We start from the raw sequence: 26,075 nt of genomic DNA on the forward strand, positions 1-26,075 counted from the left end.
GGGACTCGTGACCATGCATCGATCCTCACCCGACAGGACCAGTTGGTCCCGCGGCAGTCGGCGCGTTGCCCGGCTGCGCGCCATCCTGTGGTCCACCGCGGTCGTGCTCGTCCCCTGCGGGTCCTGCGCGGATCCGATCGGAGCGCCACAGGTCGCGGTGGTCGGCACCTTCGACCCCCACCGAGACCTGATCGCGCAGCTCGAACAGGTCGCGGCGATCGACGACGCCGAGCGGCGCGACGCGGCCCTCGAGACGTTGTGGGCCGAGGCGAGGGCCCAGGGCCGCATCCCGTGGTGCTCGGGCGAGCGCGCGGTGTTCCTGTACCGTGGCCCGGCGACCTCGGTGGCGGTCGCCGGGGACCACAACGGCTGGAGCCCGGACGCCGCGCCCCTGCGGCGGCTCGAGCCCCTCGACCTGTGGCTGCGCCAGGAGCGCTTCGCCAGCGACGCCCGCCTGGACTACAAGTTCGTGGTCGACGGCACCGACTGGATCCTCGACCCGGCGAACCCGAGCGTGCAGTGGTCCGGCTTCGGGCCCAACTCGCAGCTCGCCATGCCGGACTACGAGCCCTCGCAGTGGATCGCGCCCCGGACGACGACGCCCCCCGGCACGACTTCGGGCGAGCTCTTCTTCGACAGCGCCCACCTCGGTCGCCGCGTCGTCTACCGCGTGCACACCCCGGCTCCAAAGTTGCGTGGCGACGGGCCCCTGGCAGTGCTGTTCGTGACCGACGGCCACGAGTACCTCGATCCGCGCCTGGGGGCCCTGGCCAGCGTCCACGACAACCTCCTGGCGGCGGGGCTGATCCGGCCGGTGCTGCTCGTGTTCATCGACCCGCGGTCGGAGGGCGTGAACCTGCGCGGCCAGGAGCTGGCGGACGATCCGCGCCTGGGCCGCGCGCTGACCCAGGAACTGCTGCCGATCCTGGAGCGGACCTTCGAGCTGGCCGAGCGCGCCGAGGAACGCGGGATCCTCGGCACGTCCCTGGGCGGACTGGCCGCGCTCATGATCGGCGCCCGTGAGCGCGAGACGATCGGGCTCACGGCGATCCAGTCCCCGGCCCTGTGGTTTGCGCCGGACGCCGTGTCCGAGGCCTTCGCCGACGGCGTGCGGCCGCCCGCACGTGTGTTCCTCTCCTTCGGCAGGATCCGGGACGGGGCCGACGACGTGGGCGAGCTCATGCGGCGCTTCGGCGACGGCGTGCCGGTCACCGTGCGCATCGAGAACGAGGGCCACTCCTGGGGCCAGTGGAGAGCCCTGGTCGACGATGTCCTGATCACCCTCTTCCCCGCAGGCTGAGGCGTGCGGCACGCCCGGCGATCGGCTCCTGTTCAGCGTTCCGTCGCAGCGACCTCGAAGTCGACCCGCTCGAGTCGGGGCACCAAGTCCTCGCGGCCGATCCAGTGCAGGTAGGCGATCAGGTCGGCCCGAGCGGCCCGCGCGACCTCGCCGGGGCCGGCGCCTTGCAGTCCGACCACGAGCACGACCAACGCGCTCTCGTACTCGCGGCGGGCAACGGCGCGGTCGAACTGCCGCGAGACCTCCGCGGCCTGGGGTCCGAGCTCCGCCAGGGCGGCGTGGGCCCGGCGCCAGCGGTGGTCGGGCCGCTCGAAGTCGATCACGTCGACGTCGATCGCGACCGTGATCCGCTCCGGATGGCTGGCGCCGCGCCCCAGGGGCCCGATCACCCGAATGGGCAGATCGGGGAAGCGCAGGCGCACCCACGAGCGCACGGATTGACCCGAGAGCACCGAGGGCGAGATCACCCGCGGGCCCTCGCGCAAGAGCGGTCCGCGCAGGGGCACGCCGTCGAGCCACAGGCTGTCCCCCGGTCGCGCGGCCAGGATCTGCGGCTCGAGGCGCCCCAGGAACTCTCGCTCCATGGCCGAGCCCGAGGCCCACTGCTCCGCACGTGACGTCGCCCGAGCGGCGCCGACCTCGAGGGTCAGGACCGCGGCGCTCGGAGCCAGACACAGGGCCAGGGCAGCCGCGGGCGCGAGGCCCAGGCTGAACCAACCGGCGCGGCGCCGCTCGCGCTCGCGCCAAGCCTCGAGCAGACCGCCCAGGGCCAGGCTCGCGAGCAGGGTGAAGCCCGCCAGGGGCAGGTAGGCGTGCCATTCGCGCCAGCCGCTGCGCAGCAGCGGGATGATTCCGGCGACCAGGCTGAGGATCAGTCCGGCCGCGATCCAAGCGGCGGTGGCGGCGCGGTGCGCGCGCGCCGCGCGCAAGCGCAGGAGGCAGGCCGCGGCGACCCCGAGCCAGGTGACCAGGGCCAGGGGCGCGAACCAATCGGCCGCGGCGACCTCCGGCACCGGGAGCAGGACGAAGCGCAGCAGCTCCAACAGCTCGCTCGACCTCCAGTCGCGCAGCGCCGCCATCGGTTGCGGCCCGATTGCGGTCAGACGCAGGCAGGCCATGGCCACGAATCCCGCGAGGATCGGCGCGAGGCGTCGTCCGGCGTCCGCCAGCCGGCCGCGCAGACCCCGGGCACCGCTCGCTCCGACGCACAGGACCAGCGCCAGGGGCAGCAGCAGCACCGAGGTCTCCTTGACCCCGAAGGCAAGGAACGTGGTGACCGCGAGCACGACGGCGCGCCCCGCACCGAAACGCTCGGCGAGGGCGAGCGTCAGCGATGTCGCCAACAGCAACAGCAACAACGGATCGTTGCCCCGCGCCGAGGCCGGCACGATCTGCCAGGCGATCGGATGGGCCAGGAACAGGCCGGCGGGGATCGCGGCGACCCAAGGGCCGAGGGCCAGTCCCGCCCGCGCCGCCAAGCGCCGGATCAAGAACCACAGGGCCAACGCCGCCGCGCCGTAGGTGGCGATCTGCACCACTTGGTAGCCCACGGGGTTCATTCCGCACACAGAGTGCGTCAAGCCCAGAACCAGCGCGTGGGTCGGGCGGTGCAGGGCATCCGCGAACACGCCGCCCATGAAGGGCTGGACCAACAGGTGCAGCGCGTCGAGCGGCCCGTCCAACTGCGCGCTGGCCACGAGGGGCCAGGAGTCGTGCTCGAGCACGGCGTAGCGGGTGCTCTTGCCGTACAGCAGCACGGTCAAGAGGGCGAGGCCGAGAGCGGCGCTCCACGCAGGGGCGCGCCGCGCGGACTGCGCGGTTGCAAAGCGAGTTGATGGGTCCAACGGGGGAAATCCGCGGGAAGGTGAACGGGCCGGGGCAAACGGCCGCACACCTGGACACTGGTAACGCCTCGCTTCGACGTTACGTGGACATTCGCGATCGACGGCTGCGACCGCGAGCTTCCTCGTTCGGCGTCCCCAGGGCCCCGATCAGGTCCGACCGAGGACGTGGCGCAGGGCCGACTCGAGTTCGGAGTGCCTGAACCGGTAGCCGGAACCGTTCAACCGCTTCGGGACCACCCGCGTGCTGGCCATCAGAGCCTCGTCAACCATGTCCCCGAGGACGACTCGCAGGGCCGGCGGCGGAACCGGCAAGAGCGCCGGGCGCGAGAGAACACGGCCCAGGGTGCGCGAGAACTCGAGGTTGGTCAGGTCCTGGGGCGCACAGAAGTTGATCGGCCCGACCTGCTGCTCGTCGGCGATGCAGAACAGCATCGCACCCAGCACGTCGTCGATCCCGATCCAGGGCATGTAGTGGCTACCGCTGCCCAGGGGTCCACCGAGGCCGAGTTGGAAGGGCAGCAGCAACTTGCCCAGGGCGCCGCCCGCCGGCGAGAGCACGACCCCCAGGCGCGGATGGATGACGCGCACGCCCGCCTCCCGCGCCGGGTCGGCGGCGGCCTCCCATTCGCGCGCGACATCGGCCAGGAAACCCGTACCCGCGGCGGACGACTCGTCGAGCGTCTCCTCCCCGCGATCGCCGTAGAAGCCCACGGCCGAGGTCGAGAGCATCACGCGCGGCGGTCTGGGCGCCGCGGCCAGTGCCCCGGCCAAGGCGCGGGTCCCGTCGACGCGGCTGTCCAGGATCAGTCGCTTGCGTTCGTCGCTCCAACGCTTGTCGGCGATGCCCGCCCCGGCCAGGTGCACGACCACGTCGTAGCCGGACACCGACTCGGGGTCGACCTCGCCGGCGGCCGGATCCCAACGCACTTCGTCGTCGGTCCGCGCCGCACGGCGCACGAGGCGGTGAACGCTGTGCCCGCCGGTGGTGAGGAAGGCGCACAGGGCGCTGCCGACCAAGCCCGAGGCGCCGGAGACGAGCACGCGCAGGGGCCACTGCCCGCGCGGCTCGAGCAACGCGCGCGCGCGGGCGTGGTCAGCCAGGTCGGCGGCCGTGGTCGCGTGGCGGTAGTCGAACATGCGCCGCAACTTCGAGCGCACGAGGCTCCCGCCGAACAGGGGCCCCACGGGCGCGAGGGGCAGCAGATAGCGGATCGAGTCCACCATCCGACAGGCGTTCGCCCCGCGCTCCTCGAAGCGGTGCTCGTGACGCCAATGGGCGAAGGGGCCCGAGAGTTGGCTGTCGACGAAGCCGCGCGGCGGGTCGTAGCCGGAGTGCTGCGCGACCATCTTCAGGCGCAGGGGCGGCTTGCCCACCCGCAGCTCGACGGTGGTGCCGTCGCAGATGCCCTCGCCGCGACGCTCGATCACCTCGGCCGGGTCGAAGGGCGGCGTCAGGCGCTCGAAGGCCCCGGGCCGGTCGTGCCAGGCGAAGGCCTCCTCGCGCGACACCGGCAGGTCCACGGCGCGCTCGAAGGACACCGCCCCCGCGGGTGCGTCGGGATGTCCGCTCACGGGTGCGCCTGTTGAATTCATGGCCCTAGCCTCGCGGTCGCAGGTCGCCCAGACCACCGTCGACCCCGATCACCTGCCCGGTCACCCAGGACTGGTTCGGGTCCAGCACCCAGGCCAGGGCCGAGGCCACGTCCTGCGCGTTGCCGATGCGACCCAGGGGGTGCATCGCCCGACTGGCCTCGAGGGAGGCCGCATTCGCGACCAGGCGCGCGGCCAGGGGCGTGTCCACGAGCCCCGGCGCGATCACGTTGACCCGAATGCCGCGCGGGGCGTAGGTGGCGGCCGCCGAGCGACCCAAGCCGATCACGCCGGCCTTGGCGGCCGCGATGGCCTCGTGGTTCGAGAGGCCGACGCGCGCCGCGGCCGAGGCCACCAGGGCGATCGAGCCGCCGCCGCGCAGCATCTGCTTGGCGCCCGAACGCACCACGTGGAAGGCCGTGTCGAGGTTGAGGCGCAGGGTCTGCGACCACTCCTCGGGGCTGGTGGAGTGGGCCGGCTTGAGCAGGATCGAGCCCACGCAGCACGCGGCGCCGGTCACGCCGCCCGGGAGCCCCGCGGCCTCGTCGAAGAGCTCGTCCACGGCGGCGGCGTCGGTCGCCTCGCAGACGCGCCAGGGCTGGTCGAGCCTGGCGCCGAGTGCTTCGAGCGCCTCCTCTCCCCGGGCTGCAAGCAGCAGACTTCGGCCGTCGGCCACGAGCCGCTCGGCCAGGGCCGCCCCGATGCCGCCCGTGGCGCCGAGGATCACACAGGTTCCGGAGTCTTCGTTCATGGTTCGATCGATCGGTCGGCGTGCTTGCCGCGCGGCGGGCGCGAGCACACTCTTGGGCCCCGGCCCGGAGCGGATTCCAGGCCCCGATCATGGAACCGCACCCGCACCCCGAACTCGCGCCGTCCCTGCCCCGCCTGCTGCCCGCCGATCGCGCGGTGGCAATGGTCGCGCGCAGGGTCCACGAGGACTTCCAGGTCGAGGAGCGCCCGCTCGAGGCCCCGTCGGGCAGCGGCGACTTCCTGTGGGTCCGCGTCGAGAAGCGCGGGCTGACGACGACCCAGGCCGTGGCGGACCTGGCGCGACGCTGCGGCGTGCCGCCGCGCCAGGTGCGCCACGCCGGGTTGAAGGACGCCCGCGCGGTCACGCGCCAGTGGCTGTCCGTCGAAGGCGTGCGGCGCGAGCCGAGCGAGGGCGCGCTCAGCGATCGGGCGCGGATCCTCGAGGTCACGCGCCATCGCCGGCCCCTTGACCGCGGAGATCTGGCCGGCAACGCCTTCCGCTTGAAGCTGCGCGAGGTTCCCGCGGGCGGCGCCGCGCGGCTGCGCGAGGGCCTCGAAGAGTTGGCCCGGCGCGGTCTGCCGGCGGCTTTCGGCCTGCAGCGCTTCGGCGCACGCGGCGACACGGGGGCGATCGGCCTGGCGGTGCTGCGTGAGGACTGGGCCCGCGCCGCGGCCTTGATCGCCGGCACGCCGGGAGAGCACGACAGCGGTCCGGTGCGCGAGGCGCGCGAGCTGTTCGAAGCGCGCAGCTTCGCCGCCGCCCAGGAGGCCTTCCCGCGCGGCTACGAGACCAGCGCCCAGCTCGCCCGCGCCATGGCCACCAACCGCGGGCGGCCGAAGAACGCCCTGCGGTCACTCGGCGCGGAGGCCCTGTCGTTCTACGTGGCCGCGGCCCAGTCCCTGGTCTTCAACCGCGTGCTGGCCGCGCGCCTGCCGGAGCTCGAACAGCTTCTGCCCGGCGACGAGCTCGAGCCCATCGACGGCGGCCGCCGCTTCGCCATCGACGACCCGACGCAGCACCAGGCCGCCTCGGACGCCGCCGAACTCACCGCGACCGGCCCCCTGCCGGGCCCGCGCGGGAAGCTGGCCCAGGGCCAGGCCGGCGAGCTCGAGCGCGCGGCCCTGGCGGAGTTGGGGACCACGCCCGAACTCTTCGACGCCGCCGGCCGCTTCCGCCAGCGCGGCGCACGGCGTCCCCTGCGGATGCGCCTGCGCGAGCCCGAGGTCAACGAGGGCGACGACGAGAGTGGTGCCTTCGCCGAGCTGTGCTTCGTGCTCCCCGCCGGCGGCTACGCCACGGGCGTGCTCGACGAGCTGGGCCAGGACCAGCTCCAACTCGTCGAGCGCGACTGACCCCACGCGTCGCTGGGTAGGCGTTCGTGCCTGGCACCGTACGAACGCCTACCCAGCGGCTTGGTCCGCCCCCCCCTACGACCGCGCCGATCGGGGGCGCGAGCGCTAGGCTCTGGGGAAACCCCCGGTCTCCCCCATGCTCCATCTCATCGCCGCCGTCCTGCCGCTCCTCCAGTCCGCCCCCGACCGCGCCGAGCTCGAGCCCGGGGTCGACATGCGCCTGTACCAGGCCGACCGCCCCCTGGAGCGCGTCCACGAGCCGGTCCCCGACGCGAGCCCCAACGTCCACGAACGGCGCGACCGCATCGAGTGGACCACCGAGGAGAGCTTCGGCGGACTGACCGACAACTTCGTGGCCGTGGTTACGGCCTGGCTCGACGTCCCCGCGCAGGGGAGCTACGAGTTCCGCATCACCAGCGACGACGGCTCGATGCTGCTGATCGACGAAGAGCGCCTGATCTGGAACGGCGGCCTCCACGCGCCCCAGCCCCGCGAGGGCAAGCTCGAGCTCGACGCCGGTCTGCACGCGCTCAAGGTGTTCATGTTCGAGGCGGTCGGCGGACAGTACCTGTCCCTCGAGTGGCGCCCGCCGGGGGCCGAGGACTTCGCGATCGTGCCCACCGAGGTCCTGTGGACGGAGGCCGGCGTGACCCGCGTGGTCTCGCCCGGTCCCAAGCAGATGGCCGACGACCTCGACGGGCTTCGCGCCGGCGACGGCCTGCCCCTGGAATCGGTGCACCCGCGCTGGCGCCTGGAGACGATCCACCCCGAGGGCTTCGACCCGATGGTCGGGGCCCTGGCCTGGCTGCCCGACGGGCGCCTGGCGGTGGCGACCTTCGAGCCGAAGAACAACGGGGTGCGCACCGACGAGCCCAACGGCACGGTCTGGGCCCTGTCCGGCTGGGACGGCGGCGACCCCGAGGCGATCGGCGTCGAGAAGATCGCCGACGGGCTGTTCCACCCGCTCGGCATGCAGTTCATCCAGGGCTGGCTGTACGTGGCCGAGCGCGACGCGATCACGCGCCGCCGCGACGGCGACGGGGACGGCTTCTTCGAGACGCGCGAGGTCTTCGCCCACGGCTGGATCGCCGACAACTACCACCACTTCACCTTCTGCCTCGAACCCTTCGAGCGCGAGCTGTGGGTCAGCCTGTCCACGTCGATCGGCACCGACGGCGACGTGGGCGGTGACTCGATCGTGGCCCTGAACGGTCCCAACCCGCCCGACCGCGGCACGCTGATGAAGATCGACGTGGACTCGGGCGCGGTGACCTACGTGGCCGGCGGCTTCCGCACGCCCAACGGCGTGCTGCCCCTGGGAGACGGGACGGCGCTCGTGGGCGACAACCAGGGCGCGTGGAAGCCGGCCAACCGCATCGACCTGGCGCGACCGGGCGGCTTCTACGGCTACTACAACGAGACGCGGGTCGCGACCAAGCAGCACCCCGAGGGCGGGGCGCCGTCCCTGTTCTCCGATCGACGCCCGAGCCCGCCCGCCCTGTGGTTGCCCCAGGGCGAGATCGCCTCGTCCCCCACCGCCATGGTCTGGGCCCCGCGCCACGGTCCGTTCCAGGGTCAGGTGCTGATCGGCGACGTGAAGCTGGGCGGCATTCGGCGCGCCTTCTTCGAGGAGGTCGAGGGTCAGCTCCAGGGCGCCGCCTTCCGCTTCTGTCAGGGCTTCGAGGGTGGCGTCAATCGCCTGTTGTGGGCGCCCGACCGCTCGCTGATCGTCGGCATGACGGGCGAGTCGGCCACCTGGAGCTGGCGCGGCACCCGCACCGGCTTGCAACGGCTGGTACCCACGGGCGTGGAGACCTTCGAGTTCCATTCGATCAGCGCCACGCCCGGCGGCTTTCGGCTGCGCTTCACCGACGTCGTCGATCCGGCGCAAGCGGTGAATCTGGGCCGCTACCAGGTGCGTCACTGGCGCTACGAGGCGACGCCCGAGTACGGCGGTTCGAAGCTCGACGAGGGCGACCTCGGGGTGACGGCTGCGAGACTCCTGCCCAGTGGCCGCGAGGTGGAGCTGACCGTGCCCGGCCTACGCGAGGGCACCGTGGTCTGGATCCGCGCCGACTTGCAAGCCAAGGACGGCACCAAGATCTGGTCGCCGGAGAGTTGGTACACCTTGAACCGCGTGCCCGGCCGCGAGCTGCCCGCGCCGCCGCCGGTCGAGGAGCGAGGCGTGCTCGTCTTCAGCCGCACCGCGGGCTTCCGCCACGGCTCGATCCCCGCCGGTATCGCGCGATTGGAAGCCGTCGCCGGCGAGCTGGGCCTGCCCTTCGAGGCCACCGAGGACGCCAGCGCCTTCGCGGACGACAACCTGGCGCGCTTCCGCGCGGTGGTCTTCCTGAACACCACCGGCGACGTGCTCAACCTCGGCCAAGAGGCAGCGTTCGAGCGCTGGATACGCGCCGGCGGCGGTTTCATGGGCGTGCACGCGGCCTCCGACACCGAGTACGACTGGCCCTTCTACCGCCAGTTGATCGGGGCCCACTTCCTGAGCCATCCGGCGATCCAAGCGGCCGCGGTCGACGTGCTCGACCACGATCACCCTTCCACGCGCCACCTGGACGGCCGCTGGGTCCGCACCGACGAGTGGTACGACTTCCGGGCCGAACCCTCGAGTCAGTTCAGCGTGCTGCTCGAGCTCGACGAGTCCAGCTACGAGGGTGAGCGCATGGTGGCCGACGGCCACGGCGCTTCGCACCCGATCGCGTGGTTCCGCGAGCTCGGCCTGGCGCGCTGCTTCTACACCGGCGGCGGACACACCGACGCGGCCTATGACGAGCCCGATTTCGTCCAGCACCTGCGCGGAGCCCTGGCCTGGGTCGCGCGGCTGGAGGACTGAGCCCCTTGGCCGTCGTCGCCCTCGGGATGGACCTGACCCGGATCGATCGCCTGCAGGCGACCATGGACCGTCGCGGCCAGCGCTTCCTCGATCGCATCTTCACCGCCGGCGAGCAGGCCTACTGCGAGCGCCGCGCCGCCCGCCGCGCGACCCACTACGCCGGTCGCTTCGCGGTCAAGGAGGCGGTCATGAAGGTGCTGGGCACCGGTTGGCGCCGCGGCGTGCGCTGGGTCGACATCGAGGTCACCCGCGAGCCGGGTCAGGCGCCCCAGGTCAGCCTGCACGGGCGCTGCGCCGAGATCGCGGCCGAGCGGGGCATCGCTCGGATCCACATCACGATCACCCACGACGACCCGCTGGCCGCCGCGGTCGCGGTGGGCGAGTCCGCTTGAGGGCTTCGGCGGCGCGCGTCGCCGCGGCCGATTCGGACCTCAGCGCAGCTCGACCAGCACGCAGGGGCCGCCCGCGATGACCTCGAGGCCGAGCTCCCGCGCACGGGCGATGGCGGCGGGACTCTCGGCACCGGGCTGCATCCAGATGCGCTCGATGCCGGCCGCGGCCGCCTCTTCGACCAGGCGTTCGGTGACCCGAGGCGGGGTGATGATCGACAGCCCCCACACGGGCTCGGGCAGGTTGGCCAGGGTCCGCGCGACCGCCAGGCCCTCGACCTCGGTCTCGGTCGGGTGGACCGGGATGGCCCGCTTGCCGTGGGCCAGGTAGTGGCGCAGCACGCGGTTGCCGAACTTGGAGCGGTCGTTGGACGCTCCGGCGACGGCGAAGACCTCGCCGGAGAGGAACTCGTCTGTGCTGGCCATGGGCGCGCCATCCTACGTCGCTACCATCGGCGCCATGAAACGGGCCGAGAAGGCGCAGCGGATCCAGGCCATCCTGGACGAGCTCTATCCGGAAACGCCGGTCCCCCTGGACCACACCGACGCCTACACCCTTTTGATCGCGGTGCTGCTCTCGGCCCAGTGCACGGACGAGCGGGTCAACCAGGTCACGCCGGCCCTCTTCGCCCGCGCCGCGACGCCCGCGGCGATGGTGCGCCTGACGCCCGAGGAGATCCGCGAGATCATCAAGCCCTGCGGCCTTTCGCCCCAGAAGAGCCGGGCCATCCACCGACTCTCGGAGATGCTCTTGGAGGACCACGGAGGGCAGGTCCCGGGCAGCATCGAGGAGCTCGAGCGCCTGCCCGGCGTGGGACACAAGACCGCCAGCGTGGTCGTGGCCCAGGCCTTCGGGGTGCCGGCCTTCCCGGTCGACACCCACATCCACCGGCTCGCCGCCCGCTGGGGACTGAGCGCGGCGCGGAACGTGGAGCAGACCGAGCGCGACCTGAAGCAGCTCTTCCCACGCGAGACGTGGAACGCCGTGCACCTGCAGATCATCTTCTTCGGGCGTGAGCACTGCCCGGCGCGGGGTCACGTGCTGGAGGACTGCCCGATCTGCTCCTGGGCGGCCAGCAAGGCCCGCGCCCAGGCCGAACGCCGCGCGGGCACGGGCAAGGGCGTCGAGACCCGGTCGGCCCGCCCCCGCAGTCGTCGCTGACCTCGCCTCGAACTTCGCACCTGGCACTCGACGGCGCACCAGACGAATAGAGGATTCACGGATCCGGTATGCTCGGCGCCCAGATCCGGACCACCGCGCCCGAGAGCGGCGCCTCACCTCGCCCCACACGACCTCGCACCCCATGAAGCTCGCCAAGATCCTGTTGACCAGCGACCTGTCCGAGGAGTCCCTGCGCGCCTTCGCGCCGGTGGCAGAGCTCGCAGCGGAGCGCGGCGCGACCATCGAGCTCTTGCACGTGGTCGACGACGTGCCGATCCCGCCCGCCGGCGCGCCCCTCGCGCCGCCGCTCCACGCCCCCGACTTGAGTGCTTCGGTCGAGGCGGCCAAGCGCAAGCTCGACGAGCAGCGCCTGGCCCTGGACCCCGCGCTCACGGTCGAGACCAACGTGCTCGTGGCCGCCACTCCGGCCGAGGCCATCTGCGAGCACGCCACCACCAGCGGCGCGGACCTGATCGCCATGTCGACCCACGGCCGGACGGGCTTCCGCCGCTTCGTCCTGGGTTCGATCACCGAGGGCGTGGTGCGTCACGCCCACGTGCCGGTGCTGATCTTCCCGCGCATCAAGTAGCGCGCGGGGAGGCGCTCGCGCGGCAGCCGGCGCCGACTACCGCTCGCGCGACGTGAACGAGCCGTCGCGCGGGTCGAAGAGGTACGCGGGCGGGTCGCCCAGGACCCGCAGCAGCTCCCGATTGGCGGCCCCACGGTCGGCGGCGAAGATCAGGGCTGGAATTGCGCTCGACAGCGCGAGCTGCGCCGGCGGAGCCAGGAAGGCGCGCTTGCGCGACGGCTCGTCCGCCAGCCGGACGAACACGACGCCGCGCTCGACCCCCGCCGCCGCGGCCGCGATCTGGGGTGCCCGTCGCAGGTCGGCCTCCGCGCGAGCCACCAGGCCGTGGCTTGTAGCGAGCAGCAGCGCCCCCGCGGCCGCCGCGACGAGCACCACCCGCCCGACCGCGGGCCCGGCGAAGCGCTCGATCCGATCGATGCCCTGGGCCGAAGCGCAGGCGAGTAGCGGGAAGGCCTCGACCCAGTACAGCGGCCCGGCCCAGGGCAGCCCGTGGAAGCTGAGCAGGGCGTAGAACGCGGCCAGGGCCAGGGGCACGCCGATCACCAACCAGCGTCGGCGCGGCACCAGCCAAGCCCCGATCAGGGCCAGGCCGGCACTCGCGCCGAAGCCGTGCAGCCACAGGGTCAGCCGCGAGAGGCCCAGGCTCGTATTCCCCCAAGCGAGGTTGGCGTTGACGAGGCCCCAGCGGTCGTCGGGCGAGATCTCGCGGGCGTAGAGCGTGTAGCCGTTGAGCAGGGCCTCGCCGGTGGTCGCGCGGTTGTAGAACAGGAGCGCCAGCAGCCAGGGCAGGGCGCCCAGTGCCGTGGGCAAGCCGGCGGCGACGAGGCGCCGCGGCCGCGCGCAGATCGCGACCAGCGGTGGCAGGGCGAGGGCCACGGCGGTCCCGGGCCGCGCCAGGGCACACAGGCCCAGGGCCAAGCCGGCGGCCAGGCTCCAAGCGACGGTCCGACGGCGATCGGCGCGTTCGTCGGCGTCCAGGGCGAGGACCACCGCCACCAGGAAGGCCAGGCCCGTGGGCAGGGACGTGCCGTGGGAGAGCCACAGCCCGCCGAGCACCAGGGGCGTGGGCGCGAGGGCAAAGAGCCAAGCGGCGAGCACGGGCCGCCGCACTCCCAGCCTGCGCGCGAGCAGGAAGACGAGCGCCGGACCGAGCAGCCAGCCCAGGCGCACGAACAACAGGGGCGAGCCCAGCGCTCCCCCGGCCGCGAGGACCAGGGCGTGGCCGGGTGGGTACTTCGAGAAGACGCGCTCGCCGACCCAGACCTGCCTCGCCGGGAAGAAGTCGGTCCAAGCGCCGCCGGGCAGGCTCGCGCGACCGAGCTCGAAGACCTGGGCCTGGTAGCGATAGGACCAGCCGTCGTTGGTCAGCGGCAGGCCATCGAGGAACACCGACGACCACAGGTAGGCGCCGACCGCGGCGACCAGGCCTGCGGCGATGACCGAGGGCCAGGGCGACCCGGCCGCAGCCGGAGTCACCGCGCGGCCAGGTCCGTGGCGCAGCGACATCGGCTCGAGAGCGATCGCGGACAGCACCAGAGCGAGCAGCGCCAGGCCGCGCAGGGCGTCCTCGACCTCCAGATAGTGGGGCGCGCCGACGAACGAGCGACCGGCCACGAACTCGAGCAGGCCCGGATCCAGGGCGAAGAACCCCAGTGCCGCCAATCCCAGGGCGAGGCCCGCGCGCGATGCGCCGCGAAGCTGCAAGCGGGGCGCGAGGGCCCTCGCGAGGACCAGGCCGGCGACCGCGGCCAGGACCGCCCAGAGTCCTCGCAGGAGGCTCCCGACGCGGTCGAGCATGGCCACCAGGGCATCGCCGGCGAGGCTCGCGAGGGGCTTGCCCCACAGGGCGACCTCGAAGGTCCGCTGTGTGCCCGGGATCGAATCGAAGGCGTAGCGCGCGCGCAGCCCGAGCAGCAGCGCGGCGAGTGCGACTGCGAGGGCGGCCAGCACCCACCGACCAAGACCGGGCCTGGTCGGGACGCCGGGCGCTCCGCCGGTCGCGAGGGAGTCGGTTGGATCGGTTCTCGAGCGGCCTCGGTCACCGTCGAGCTGGATGCGGTCCTCGTGAGCCATCGCCGAGCCGCATCATGCGACCCCCGCGGCTGTCAGGCGAGGACCCGGCGAGGCCGTGGGGCGCGCGACGGAGGCAGGGTGCAGGGCAAGGGCACAGTGCAGGGCAAGGGCACAGTGCAGGGCAAGGGCACAGTGCAGGGCAAGGGCACAGTGCAGGACAAGGGCACGGTGCGGGGCGGCGCGCACCGTGGCGCGCCCGCTGGCTATCACGACGGCGGGCATGGCGGGGTGCACCGCGGCGAACTCGGCGGCGAACTCGGCGGCGAACTCGGCGGAGGGCCCGGCGCGAGGGCCCGGCGGAAGACTCCACGAACGGTTCCGCGGACAGCTCGGCGCAGGAACTGGCGAGGGCCGAAGCGGATCGATCAGCATGGGACAGTCGCCGCGACCGCCCCTGGCCGCGGTCGCGACCACCAACCAGCGCGCGCGAGACCCCTTTAACCACCGCGGTCCCCCGCCCACCCAAGGGGGACGGACGAGCCCGCGAACGGTTACACCCCCGACTGCAATTCCAGGCTCGAGGGCGGGGGGGCTATGCTGCGACGCGATGCCTGCTTCCAGCCGAATCCCCGGGGTCCTGCGTGCGCGGAGCCTGGGTCTGGTCGCCGCCTGTGGTCTCGCGGCGGGGTGCGGGGCCGATGCTCCGGCGCAGGCGAAGAACGTGCTCTTGATCTCGGTCGACTCCCTGCGGTTGGACCACGTGGGGCTCCACGGTCGCAAGAACCCCCACGCCCCGGGCCAGTCGACCACGCCCACCTTCGACGCCCTCGCCGCCCGCGGGGTCCACTTCGCCAACGCGCGCAGCACGACGTCGTGGACCCTGCCGTCCCACGCCTCCCTGCTGACGGGTCTGCCCGACCACCTGCACGGGCTGGTGGAGAACCGCGGTCGCCTGCATCCGGACCTCACGACACTGGCCGAGCTCCTGGGCGACGCGGGCTTCACCACGGCCGGCTTCTGGTCCGGGCCCAACCTGCACCCGACCTTCGGCTTCGGCCAGGGCTTCGAGAACTACGTCGACTGCTCCCAACTCGGGCTCGAACGCGACCTCTTCGCCGACGCAGCGGAGGCCGATTTGGGCGCCTACCAGTCGGTCCACCAGGGCTCGCACCAGGCGATCACAACCCCCGCCGTGCTGGCCGGCGCCCTGGAATTCGTCGCGGGCGCGGTGGCTTCGGGTCAGCCGTTCTTCTGCTTCACGCACTGGTGGGATCCCCACTACGACTACCTGCCGCCGGCGGCCTACCGCGCGGCCTGGACCGACCCGACCTACGCGGGGCCCTTCATCGGCGTGCACCAGGAGGAGAAGCGCCTGCCCGCCAGCCCGGCCGACGTGGTGCACCTGCGCGAGCTCTACGACGCGGAGATCCGCGCCACGGACGACGGCATCGGGCAGTTGCTCGACGACCTCGACGAGCTCGGGGCCCTGGCGCAGACGCTGGTGGTCTACACGGCGGACCACGGCGAGGAGTTCTACGAGCACGGCCGCTGGGGCCACCAACGCACCCTCGAAGAGGAGGTCGTGCGAATCCCGATGGCCATGGCGGGGCCGGGGGTTCCGGTCGGGGTCGAGGTCACGGGCCGCGCGCAGTTGCAGGACGTCTACCCCACGGTGGCCGACCTGTTGGGGCTCGAGGTGCCGGGCTACATCGACGGACGCAACCTGCGCGAGCTGTGGGCGGATCCGGACGAGCCCGGTCGGCCGGCGATCCTGGCCCTCGACGTCGCCCACCGGGAGATTCGCCTCTCGGCCCTGACCGACGGGCACGTGCGCGCGGAGCTGGACCACCTCACCGGGCAGGTCACGATCCACGACCTCGCGCGGCCCGGACGCCCGGGGGTGACCCTGGAGAACGCGCGTCCGGAGCAGCGCTTCGCGGCCGACGCGCTGCTGCGTGAGTTGGCGCGGATGGAACTCGCGCGGCCGAACTTGCCCGGCGGCGGCGAGCGGCAGAGTTCGCAGATGTCGGCGGAACTGATCGAGCAACTCGAGGCCCTCGGCTACTCGATCGGCGAGGGCGAGCCTGAGAACGGCGACCGGGACGACTGACATGATGACCCCGCACGACGAGGGCAGGGCGCTGGATGCGGCCTGGGAGGCCGTGGACGGCGGCGACCCAGAGGGCGCGCTCGTGGCGCTGGAGCCGCTCTCGGCCCGGGGCGACGCGCCACCGGAGGCGGCTCTGATCGCCTGCCTGGCCTGGCTCGACCTGGGGGAGCCGTTGCGGGCCCAGGCGCTGCTCGCGGTGGCGGCTCCGGGGATCGAGGAGGACGACCTGGACCTGCGTTGGGCGACGGCGTCCGTGGACCTCGCCCTGTGGCGGGTCGCCGAGGCCCGCGAGGGCTTCGAGAGCATCGCCTCCGAGGAGCCCTCCCCGGCGGCGCTGATGCGCCTGGCCCTGGCCGAGGACCTGCTCGGCAATCCGGAGGCCGCCGACCGGGCCATGGAACGGGCCGCAGCCGTCGACTCCGACCTGGCTCTGACCCCGCGCCTGTCCGGCGACGACTTCGAGTCCGTCGTCCAGCGCGCCGCGCGGGAGCTGCCGCCGCCGTTCCACGATCGTCTGGACGAGATCGCCGTGGTCATCGATCCGGTGCCGTCCCTCGAGTTGGGGCGCTCGCAGCCGGCGGATACGCCGCCGGATGCCCTGGGCCTGTTCGTCGGCCCCTCGGACCTGGATCGGCACCCCGAACTCTCCGGCGTGCCCTCGCCCACCATCTACCTCTACCAGCGGAACATCGAGCGGGCCTGCCGCTCGGTCGAGGAGCTGGAGGCGGAGATCCGCATCACCCTGCTGCACGAGTTCGGGCACGCGCTCGGGTTCGACGAGGACGGCGTCGACGCCTTGGGCCTCGGCTGACGGCGCGTCCACGGCAGTCGCCCGTGGCAGGGGTTCACGGAGCTAATACCTGAGCCGCCCACCGCCCTGTTGGGCGAGCGATAGGATTTGAGGGCACCCCAGTGTCCCGCCCATGCTCCCCACGCTCGCCCTCCTACTCTCGCCCGCCGTCCTGGCCCCTCTACCCCAGGTCGACCCGCAACTGTCCCTGGTTTCCGTCGCCAAGGTCGGCGAGGGGCTCGACTATCAACTGGACGGTACGCTCGCCGGACCCGGCGTGCCGGAGTTCCTGCTGATCGACTTCTCTGTCTTGCCCTTCCCGGTGAACCTGGGCGACGTCGGTGTGCTGCACCTCGCGGCTTCGCCACTGCTGTCGATCATCCAAGGCAACGGCAGCCACGTCTGGAACCTCAGCGTTCCGAACGAGCCGGTGCTGACGGGCTTGACCGTGCACGCCCAGGGGCTGGGCTTCGTGTTCGACGGGGTCTCGGGCATCCTGCGCCTGTCCAACTTGGTCAGCGTGGTGCTCGCCGCGCCCGATCCGTCGCCGCGCTTCGCCTTCGTCGCCAACGAGAACGACGACACCGTCTCGCTGCTCCTGGTGAAGCCCTCCACCGCGAAGTTGCGCCACGCGGGCTATCGAGTCGTCGGCGACCGCCCCATCGATCTCGTCGCGGCATCCGATTCGTACCTCTACGTGCTCTGCGCGGGAGCGAAGCAGGTGCAGGGCTTCGCGGTCGATCCGGTCAACGGCAGCCTCGCGCCCCTGCCTGTCGCTGCCCTCGGCGCCGGGGCCGACCCGCGCGATATGGTGATCGATCCGGGCAACAACCACCTCTACGTCAGCGACGCCGCGAGCGATGCGATCTTCGGCTACGCGATCGCAGGCAACGGCTCGCTGGTCGCCTTGCCTGGAAGTCCCTTCACGGTGTCGGGCAGCGGCATCGGCGCCCAGGGCGTCGCGGGCCTGGCGATCGACGAGCAGGACCGCTTCCTGATGGCGACCTGCAGCCTCACGAACAAGCTGTCGGTCTTCAATATCGACGCCGGGGGCCTGCCCTACGGCGAGCAGACCGGCAACACCGGCGCCGGCCCGATCTCGGTCGCGGCCCTGTACCAGGACGATCCCGAGCCGCGGGCGATCGTGGTGAGCCAAGCGGCAGGCATCGCCAACAGCTACTTGATCGCCCCCGACGGCAAGCCGGCCTTGGCCGGTTTCGCGTCCCTCGGCGCGACTTCGAACCCGGTGCAGGTCACCGCCGGCAGGTTCGCGAGTGCTGATGTCGCGTACGTCTGCAGCGAGGCGTTCGACACCGTTGTCCGCATTCCGCTGACCTCCCAGGGAGCCCTGGGCGCGGCCACGGTCGAGCTGGTTGGCGACGGCCCCCAGGGGCTGCTGCTCGCCCCCGACGCCGACTTCGCCATCGCGGTCTACGGCAACCTGAACGAACTCTCGTCGGCGACCATCGCCAGCGACGGCTCACTGACCCCCATCGCGCCGGCCGAGTCGCCCACCGACCGGATCCGCGCGCGCTCGGGGCCGCGGGCAGTGGAAGTTGTGCGCGGGAACGGCGGAGCATCCTGGAGCAGTGATCGCGTCTACGTCGCGTCGCGTCTGTCCAAGCAGCTCTCGCAGTTCAGCATCGACGGCACCGCGTCGATCGTGGCACCGCTGCTGCCGGCTTCGGCCGCCACGGCCGGTCAGCCGAACGACGTGGCCGTGCATCCGCGTCAGGACTACGCCTACGTCGCCAACTACCTGCAGAGCGGTGGCGCCGACCTGCAAGTCTTCGACATCTCGATCAACGGGCAGGCGGTCCTGACCCAGTCCCTGGACCTCGGTACCAGTGGCGAGTCGAGCCAATGGACCGTCGAAGCGGGCCCCGGCGGGCAACTGGTGATCGCCGCGGACACCTCGGGCTCTCAGGTCGTTCCGCTGCTGGTGGGTCCGGGCGGCGTCTTGACCGCCGGTCTGCCCGCGGCCACGGGCGCCGTGCCGCGGGGCGCAACGATCGACCCGACCGGACGCTTCTACTACATCGCCAACAGCCTCGACGGGACCCTGTCGCAGTACGCGCTCGATCCGGCCAGCGGGCAGATGTCGCCCCTGGTGCCGCCGACGGTGACGACCGGCGCAGCGCCGTTCGCCGTGGCAGCGGACCCCACCGGGCGCTTCATCTACGTGGTCAACCAGGCCGGCAACACGATCTCGGGCTACGCCATCACTCCCCAGACCGGCGTCCTGACGGCGATCGCGGGCTCGCCCTTCGCCACCGGGGCCAAGCCCTCGGCCCTGGCGATCGACCCCTCGGGCCGCTTCCTGGTCTGCGCCAACGAGTTCGACCGGACCTTGACGCGATTCGCACTGAATCTGAATGCCAGCGACGGGATTGCCGACGGCAGCCTGATCGCCTTGGGGGCGGTGCCCGTCATCGACCTGCCCAGGGGGGTAGCATTCACAGCCTCGGGCAAGCACCTGCTCGTCAGCCTGGACGTGACCACCGTCGGCGGGGGCGCCGTCGACCGCTTGGCGACCTACATCTTCAACGCCGGGGCCGGGGCCATCCTGACCCTGGTCGACGAGGACGCGACCGGGCTGCAGCCGCGCGGCATCGCGACCCGCGACCGAATCCACTAGCCCGACGCGGCGTCGTCGCTCCCACCCAGGCCCGACCGGACCCCTTCCCACGATCTCCCCGATGCTCCTCCCCCTGCTCCTCGGCCTCGCCGCGGCGGGGCCCGCGCCTCAGACGACGGTTCCCCAGCTCTCCGTCTCGGGGAGTGGGGCGATCGGGCAGCCCCTGGTCTACGTGGCGTCGGGCCTGACCAGCCTGCCGCCCCTGCCCGAGTTCCTCATCTTCGACGTGGCGGTCGTCAACCCGCCGCTGCCGATCGGGAGCTTCGGCGACCTGTACCTGGCCGGCACTCCGGTCCTGTTCAGCCTGCCCGGCGACGGCTCGTTCACCTGGTCGGTCAACGTCCCGAACGACGCGGGCCTGGTCGGGTTGACGTTCCACGCCCAGGCCCTGGGGCTGGTGTTCGACGGGATCGGCGGGGCACTCAAGCTCTCCAGCCTCGCGTCGGTGACCGTCGTCGCCAACGGCCCCGGTGCGAGCCGCATGCTCGCCGTCGCCAACATCGGCGACGGGACGATCGGGTTCCTGGGGCTCAACGCGGACGGCGCGCGCCATCTGGGCTACGCCCCCACCGATTCGGTGCCCCAGGCCTTGGCCGCCGCCCCCGATGGCAAGCACGTCTACGTCGCCGACGTCGCGGGCGGGCTCGTGCGCTCCTTCGCGGTCGACCAGGACGCCGGCAAGTGGACCGAGCTCCAAGCCGTGCCGGCGGGAGGCGGGCCGAGCGCGGTGCTCGTGAGCATCGACGGCAAGAACCTGTACGTCGCCAACGCCTCGTCCGACGACATCAGCCAGTTCTCGATCGACGCCCAGGGCCTGCCCCATCCGCTGGTGCCCTCGGTGACCCTCGGCGGCGTGCGGCCGACATCGCTGGCCGCGCACCCCGACGGGGATTGGATCTTCGCGGCCGCGGCGACTTCCGGCCAGGTCGGTGCCTACGCGGTGAATCCGTCGACGGGGGCGCTGACGCTGAGCGCGGTCGCCGTGGTCGGCGGGAACCCGGCCGGAATGGTCGTGTCGCCGGACGGGACTCGAGTCCACATTCTGCGCCGGTCGGAGGGCAAGCTGCGGACATTGGCCTTCGACCCCTTCACGGGCACGTTCGGGAGCAACGTGGGCCCGGACGTGAGCGTCGGTAGCGGTGTCACTTCGATCGCGATCGACCCGAGCGGGCGCTTCGTGTACCTGACGGACGCTTCGACGACGTCCTTGGAGCAGTACGCGATCATGGCCTCCAACGGGGCCCCCGAGGCGACGGCCACGTCCTCGACCGCGACCGGCCTAGGGCCCGTGCGGGTGCGGGTGGATCCCCGCGGGGAGCGCGCGGTGGTGGTCTGCGGGGCCGACAATCAGCTGTGGTTGTTCGAGTTGGATCCGATCAGCGGTGTCCCCACGCCGATGCACCACCTGGTGCAGCGCAACGTGCCCGCGGACGCCGTCTTCCTCACGGGGCCGGACGAGATCGAGTACACCTCGCGATTGCTGCTCGCCGGGCACCGGGATTCCAACGAGGTGCGCAGCTACCAGCTCGACGCCGCGACGGGGTCGCTGATCGACCTGGGCGGCGGCATCAATGCAACCGGAGGCAGCCCGCGGGGCTTGGCGCTCGACCGCGCCACGGGACTGGCCCTGAGCGCCAACTTCACGGGGAACAACCTCTCTGCCTTCGACCTCAACGTCGACAACGGCAACCTCGCACAGGTGGGTTCGACGGCTTCGGTGGCCACGCCCTACGACGTGGCGGTGGAACCCAGTGGACGTTTCGCCTTCGCCAGCGAGGCCGGGGGCAACTCGATCGCGGGCTTCGTCACCGCCTTCGGCACGGCACCGACCCTGGTCGGGTCGACGCCCATGCCTGCATCGAGTGTTCCGAGGGGCATCGCGGTGGATCCCACGGGCCGATTCCTGGTCGCGACGGCCTCGATCACCAGTCGGGTGCACACCTACCGCATCTCGGCGGTCGACGGCGCCCTCGAGTCGATCGGAGCCGTGGAAATGAGCGGAGCGCCGTGGGACGTCGTCGCGCATCCCGACGGGCGCTTCGTGTACGTCCTGACCCGCACCGCCAAGCGGGTCAAGGCGATCGAGCTGGATCCGGTGATCGGCACACCCACGGTCGTGGTGGGGGTTTCGCCCCTGGTCGGTGACGCCCCCGAGGCGATCGCCATGGACCCCCTCGGGCGCTTCCTCTACGTCGCCAACTCGGGCTCGGACAACATCAGCGCCTTCGAGATCGACCGGGAGACCGGTGGGCTGGTCTCGATCGGCACGTTCGCAGTCGCGGACGACCCGCGCGGGCTGGCGATCGACGCCTCGGGGTCGGTGCTGGTGGTGGCGAACACGGCCGCGAACATCCTTCAGGTCTTCGGAATCGACCCCGTCACCGGCGATCTCGGAATCAAGATGATGATCGGCTCGAACGGTCTCGGGCCCCTGGGGCTGGCTGTCACGACCGAGCTCGACTGATCCGCGGGCGACGATCCGCGCCCGAGAGGCGGGTTCGGACGGGAAACGGGCCAGAGGATCGGGCTCTGGGTGCCGCGGATCCGAGGCTGGTACATGGCCGTGATTGCCTGACGGGCGCTTGCGGGCGAGAATGCCGCGCAAGAGTCGATCCATGCGCCAATTCCTCGCCCGAGTCCTCGCCGTCACGGCGCCCCTGGTCCTGATCGCTTGCGGTCAGGGAACAGGCATCTCCGTGGGTCCCGCACCGTCCTCGCTGAGCTACAGCACGGTCGCTGCTTCCTACTCCGTCTGCGCCACGATCCCGCCCAACACACCGATCTTGATCGGCGGGGCGAGTAACTACACCGTGGCCCCGGCTCTGCCGCCCGGCCTGACCCTGGACGCGAGCAGTGGAATCATCACGGGGACGCCGGTGCAGCCATCACCCCAGGCGTTCTATACGGTGACTGCTTCCAACGAGGCGGGGCAGATTTCGGCGCCGGTGGTGATCGAGGTGAAGCTCGGCGTGCCGCCGACGAACCTGCTCTACAGCACGACCGAAGCCAACTACGGACTCGGGTTCCCGATCGTGCCGAACGTGCCGTCGGTGCAGGGAGACGTCGAGACGTTCCAGATCTCGCCTTCGCTGCCGGCCGGCCTGGCCCAGAACCCCTTCACTGGGATCATCGTCGGCACGCCCCTCGCGCTGAGTCCGGAGACGATCTACACGATCACGGCATCGAACTGCATCGGGCAGACGGCCGCGACCCAGATCCGAATCGGGGTCGCCGACCCGAGCGTTCCGCCGGTGAGCCTCAGCTACACCAACCTGAACGGGAGCTACCAGGCCTGTTCGGCCATCGCGACCAACGAGCCGATCCTCGACGGATTCGCCACGGTCTTCAGCGTGACGCCGTCCCTGCCGAGTGGGCTCTTGCTCAACTCCAGCACCGGCACGATCACCGGCACCCCGGTCGCGACCCAAGGGACGACGACCCACACCGTCACCGCCACCAACAACGCCGGATTTGCTCAAGCGGACGTCAACATCACCGTCGTCGCGCCGGCGCCGCCCGCCAACCTGATCTACACGACCCTCGACGCGACCTTCATCGTCGGCGTCCAAGGCGCACCCCTGGTCCCGTCCTACACGGGCAAGGTCAACTCCTGGGCGGTATCGCCTGCCCTGCCCGCGGGTCTGGCGCTCGATCCACTGACGGGGATCATCGGCGGCACTCCACAGGCCGTGGTTCCGCAGTCCGTCTTCGTCATCACGGCGAATGACTGCATCGGCCAGCAGACGAGCATCAATCTCGCCATCGAGGTCGCCGACCCGACGGTTCCGCCCTCGGGCCTGGTCTACGGGACGCCCGCGCCTTCGTACACGGCCTGCAATCCGATCACGGCGAACATCCCGACCGTGAGCGGCGTTGTGCTCCAGTTCACGATCACACCGCCGCTTCCGGCCGGCCTGGTCTTCGACCCCGGGACCGGCGCCATCACGGGCAATGCAACGGCGACGTCGCCCAGTACGACCCATACGATCACCGCGATCAACGCCGCGGGATCGGACCAAACCACGATCAACCTCACGGTTGTGGCGCCGGCGCCCCCGTCCAGCTTGAGCTACTCCCTGGGCGACGTGACCTACACCGTTGGCGAGGCCGTGCAGCCGAACAATGCGACGGTCGACGGGTCGATCTCGAGCTACGTGTCGGTGCCCGCGCTTCCCGCGGGCCTCACGATCAACCAGCTGACGGGCGCCATCAGCGGCCTGCCGACCCAAGCCGCCTCTGCCAACGTCCACACCATCACGGCGTCGGACTGCCTGGGCCAGTCCACTTCGACCACCGTCACGGTGGAGGTCGTCGACCCGTCGCAGATCATTCCGCGCTTCATCTACGCGTCGAACTCCGACGGAACGGTCTCAGGCCTGACCGTCGACAGCCTCACCGGTCGCCTGACCCACAACGGCTACGCCTTGGCCGGGATCAGCCCGGTCGACCTGGAGATCTCGAAGACCGAGCGCGACCTGTACGTCTTGAACGAGGGCAACTCGTCACCCGGCAGCGCCGGGATCACGCACTTCAAGATCGACATCTCGAGCGGCCGACTGAGCGCCGTGGGCGCCCCCACGGCGCTTCCCGACGGTGGCTTCCCGACCGATCTTCTGCTCTCCCCGGACGGCGACGCCCTCTACGTCAGCAATACCCTGCTGGGCAGCATCTCGGCCTTCAACGTCGCGCCGGACGGCAGCCTGTCCTCGATCAGCGGGAGCCCCTTCACCACCGTGGGCTCCCAGCCACGCGGCCTCGCCATCGAGCCACTCGGGCGCTACCTCTTCGCGGCCAACGCCAGCAGCAACGACGTCTCGGTCTTCGACATCAACCCCAGCAACGGAGGCCTCTCCGGCGAGCAGCGTTTCGGGGTCGGCGGATCAGCGGTCGACTGCGTCTCGATCTTCTCGGCCAGCGGCACCCTCGGCGTCTACGTCGCAACGGCCTCGCCCAGCGCCCTGATCCCCTTCTCGGTCAACGAGTCGAACGGTGCGCTCACGAGCCTCGGCAACGAGGCCCTGGGCGGTGCGCCCAACCGTTTGGTCTCGGCCACCGCGGGCAACGACCGCCTGGTCTACGTGTGCACCGCCGCCGCGGTCGAGCGCTTCGTCGTCAACGACACGGCACAGCTCTTCAAGCCCGTGCCGCAGAGCCCCTACTCGGGTCCGAATCCGGTCGACATCGTCTTCTCCGCAGCCGGCACCTTCGGCTTCGTTGCCTTCAAGGGGGCTAGCGAGCTCTCGAGCGCGGAGATCCAGCCCAACTCCGACGGTCAACTCGTCCCGATCTCGCCCAGCTCCTCCCCTAACGACCGCATTCGCGTACGCCCGCAGCCCACGGCCCTGCGTCTGGCGGCCGGCTCCCAGGCGGTCGAGCGTCGCACGACCTTCGTCTACGCGACGAACTCGAACGACCAGGACGTCTCGCAGTTCGTCTTCCTGCCCGCCGGCCCGGGCCTCACCGCACTGAACCCGACCCAGGTCAGTGCGGGGCTTTCGCCGGCGGACATCACGGTGCACCCCTTCGCCGACTTCGCCTACGTCGTCGATCTCTCGGCCGGCTCCATGGCGGACATATTCTCGTTCAACATCGGCGCCGACGGGCAGTTGGCCCAGTCCGGCACCTATGACCTCGAGGACGCCGTGACCTCCGGCGACGGCGGCTGGGCCATCACGATCGAGCCCTCCGGACGCTTCGCCTACGTCGTCCGGGTCGCCTCGCCCCAAAGTCAGGTCATCCAGTACGCGATCGACCCCTCGAGCGGCCTGCTCTCGTTCGTCAGCGCTGTCAATGCCGGCGACGTCTCCCGCTTCCCCGCGATCGACCCCACCGGCCAGTTTCTGTATCTCCCCAACGGCCTGCAACAGAACGTCAGTCAGTTCGCCATCGACCCGGCAACGGGTTCCCTGACGAGCCTGGGCGTCGTCGCCGCCGGCGCCGGCCCCTTCGCCGCGGCCGTTGACCCGACCGGTCGCTTCGTCTACGTGGCGAACCGCGGGTCCGGAGACGTGTCGCTCTACACGATCAACGCGAGCACTGGCGTGCTCTCGTCCATCGGCAGTGCCACCACCGTGGGGAGCCTGCCGACCTCGCTGGTTGTCGGACCCGGTGGTCGCGTGCTGTACGTGGCCAATGAGGGCTCGGGCAGCATCTCGAGGCTGCTGATCAACCTCAACCCGATCGACGGCGTGACCGATGGCTCGTTGTTCTTCCTGGACAACTTCAGCCTCGGCGGTGGGCCGCGGTGGATCGACCTCGATGCAACCGGAGAACGGGCGTTCGTGAGCTTGACGACGACGGGGGACCTGGTGACGTTGTCGTTGGATCCGGGGACTGGTTTGACGTTGGAGGATACGGATGCATCGGCGGGGAGTACGGGGACTCGGAATGTGAGCAGCCGGGACCGCGTTCAATAGGGAAGCTGCCCCCCGATACTGGACGCGAATTGGCGAGAGGCCTGTAACCGAGGCCTCGACCGATCGTCCAGGGGTTGATGAAACCCTATCGATCGTCCACGCCGTTCTGGCCGCCGCGCTGCCCCTTCGACGATTGCGACTCCAATCGCACGGGGACACCGTTTCTCGCTCAACGTCGAGGTCAGTACCCGCGCAAGTGCGACGGCCGACTCGTCCAGCGTTTTGGGTGTCGAACCTGCGGCCGGCGGTTCTCGTCGCAAACCTTCAGGCTCGACTACCG

At 71.4% G+C, this 26,075-nt stretch carries 16 protein-coding genes; 11 read left to right on the forward strand and 5 right to left on the reverse strand.

Annotation, left to right across the window (positions count from 1 at the left end; all coding sequences use genetic code 11):
- Positions 1 to 13: 13 nt before the first annotated feature.
- Entirely contained in the window at positions 14 to 1,300 is a 1,287-nt protein-coding gene (locus Pla133_RS20530) for an alpha/beta hydrolase-fold protein (protein WP_419191777.1), read from the forward strand.
- 32 nt (positions 1,301 to 1,332) lie between these two features.
- Here the strand turns inward: Pla133_RS20530 and Pla133_RS20535 are convergent, their stop codons facing one another.
- The 3 genes from Pla133_RS20535 to Pla133_RS20545 all read right to left on the reverse strand — a co-directional run bounded on the left by Pla133_RS20535 (position 1,333) and on the right by Pla133_RS20545 (position 5,485).
- On the reverse strand, positions 1,333 to 3,144 hold the full coding sequence (locus tag Pla133_RS20535) for a hypothetical protein (protein WP_145068737.1): 1,812 nt from the start codon (positions 3,142 to 3,144) through the stop codon (positions 1,333 to 1,335).
- Between the two features lie 147 nt (positions 3,145 to 3,291).
- Positions 3,292 to 4,737 carry a TIGR01777 family oxidoreductase gene (locus tag Pla133_RS20540; RefSeq protein ID WP_145068739.1) on the reverse strand — a complete coding sequence of 482 codons (1,446 nt, stop codon included), beginning with the start codon at positions 4,735 to 4,737 and terminating at the stop codon, positions 3,292 to 3,294.
- Between the two features lie 4 nt (positions 4,738 to 4,741).
- Complete coding sequence (locus Pla133_RS20545; RefSeq protein WP_145068741.1) at positions 4,742 to 5,485, reverse strand: SDR family NAD(P)-dependent oxidoreductase; 744 nt, start codon at positions 5,483 to 5,485, stop codon at positions 4,742 to 4,744.
- A gap of 89 nt (positions 5,486 to 5,574) precedes the next feature.
- On the opposite strand from Pla133_RS20545, the gene truD reads away from it, so the two are divergent.
- The 3 genes from truD (at position 5,575) to acpS (ending at position 10,080) form a co-directional block, all read left to right on the forward strand.
- Positions 5,575 to 6,837: a tRNA pseudouridine(13) synthase TruD gene (gene truD / locus Pla133_RS20550; protein ID WP_145068743.1), complete on the forward strand. Its 1,263-nt coding sequence runs from the start codon at positions 5,575 to 5,577 to the stop codon at positions 6,835 to 6,837.
- A gap of 136 nt (positions 6,838 to 6,973) precedes the next feature.
- The gene (locus Pla133_RS20555) at positions 6,974 to 9,688 is read left to right on the forward strand and encodes a ThuA domain-containing protein (RefSeq protein ID WP_145068744.1); all 2,715 of its coding nucleotides are present in this window, start codon (positions 6,974 to 6,976) and stop codon (positions 9,686 to 9,688) included.
- 5 nt (positions 9,689 to 9,693) lie between these two features.
- Positions 9,694 to 10,080 (forward strand): holo-ACP synthase, encoded by a 387-nt coding sequence (gene acpS / locus Pla133_RS20560; protein ID WP_419191778.1) that lies wholly within the window; start codon positions 9,694 to 9,696, stop codon positions 10,078 to 10,080.
- A gap of 39 nt (positions 10,081 to 10,119) precedes the next feature.
- On the opposite strand, the gene Pla133_RS20565 is transcribed toward acpS, so the two are convergent.
- Positions 10,120 to 10,503 carry a CoA-binding protein gene (locus Pla133_RS20565; protein ID WP_145068746.1) on the reverse strand — a complete coding sequence of 128 codons (384 nt, stop codon included), beginning with the start codon at positions 10,501 to 10,503 and terminating at the stop codon, positions 10,120 to 10,122.
- A 34-nt stretch (positions 10,504 to 10,537) separates the two neighbouring features.
- On the opposite strand from Pla133_RS20565, the gene nth reads away from it, so the two are divergent.
- Both nth and Pla133_RS20575 read left to right on the forward strand, forming a co-directional pair.
- Entirely contained in the window at positions 10,538 to 11,239 is a 702-nt protein-coding gene (gene nth, locus Pla133_RS20570; RefSeq protein ID WP_145068748.1) for an endonuclease III, read from the forward strand.
- A gap of 142 nt (positions 11,240 to 11,381) precedes the next feature.
- The gene (locus Pla133_RS20575) at positions 11,382 to 11,828 is read left to right on the forward strand and encodes a universal stress protein (RefSeq protein ID WP_145068750.1); all 447 of its coding nucleotides are present in this window, start codon (positions 11,382 to 11,384) and stop codon (positions 11,826 to 11,828) included.
- 36 nt (positions 11,829 to 11,864) lie between these two features.
- Here the strand turns inward: Pla133_RS20575 and Pla133_RS20580 are convergent, their stop codons facing one another.
- Positions 11,865 to 13,778 (reverse strand): hypothetical protein, encoded by a 1,914-nt coding sequence (locus tag Pla133_RS20580; protein WP_145068752.1) that lies wholly within the window; start codon positions 13,776 to 13,778, stop codon positions 11,865 to 11,867.
- Positions 13,779 to 14,448: 670 nt separating this feature from the next.
- Between Pla133_RS20580 and Pla133_RS20585 the strand changes: the two genes are divergently transcribed.
- The 5 genes from Pla133_RS20585 to Pla133_RS20605 all read left to right on the forward strand — a co-directional run bounded on the left by Pla133_RS20585 (position 14,449) and on the right by Pla133_RS20605 (position 25,795).
- Complete coding sequence (locus tag Pla133_RS20585; RefSeq protein ID WP_419191779.1) at positions 14,449 to 15,951, forward strand: sulfatase; 1,503 nt, start codon at positions 14,449 to 14,451, stop codon at positions 15,949 to 15,951.
- 1 nt (position 15,952) lies between these two features.
- Positions 15,953 to 16,762 (forward strand): metallopeptidase family protein, encoded by an 810-nt coding sequence (locus Pla133_RS20590; protein ID WP_145068756.1) that lies wholly within the window; start codon positions 15,953 to 15,955, stop codon positions 16,760 to 16,762.
- Between the two features lie 112 nt (positions 16,763 to 16,874).
- Positions 16,875 to 19,379 (forward strand): beta-propeller fold lactonase family protein, encoded by a 2,505-nt coding sequence (locus Pla133_RS20595; protein WP_145068758.1) that lies wholly within the window; start codon positions 16,875 to 16,877, stop codon positions 19,377 to 19,379.
- Between the two features lie 61 nt (positions 19,380 to 19,440).
- Complete coding sequence (locus tag Pla133_RS20600; RefSeq protein ID WP_145068759.1) at positions 19,441 to 21,843, forward strand: beta-propeller fold lactonase family protein; 2,403 nt, start codon at positions 19,441 to 19,443, stop codon at positions 21,841 to 21,843.
- 151 nt (positions 21,844 to 21,994) lie between these two features.
- Positions 21,995 to 25,795, forward strand: coding sequence for a beta-propeller fold lactonase family protein (locus tag Pla133_RS20605; RefSeq protein WP_419191780.1), 3,801 nt, complete (start codon positions 21,995 to 21,997; stop codon positions 25,793 to 25,795).
- Positions 25,796 to 26,075 lie beyond the last annotated feature (280 nt).

The sequence above is a fragment of the Engelhardtia mirabilis genome (assembly GCF_007748095.1).
GTDB lineage: Bacteria > Planctomycetota > UBA1135 > UBA1135.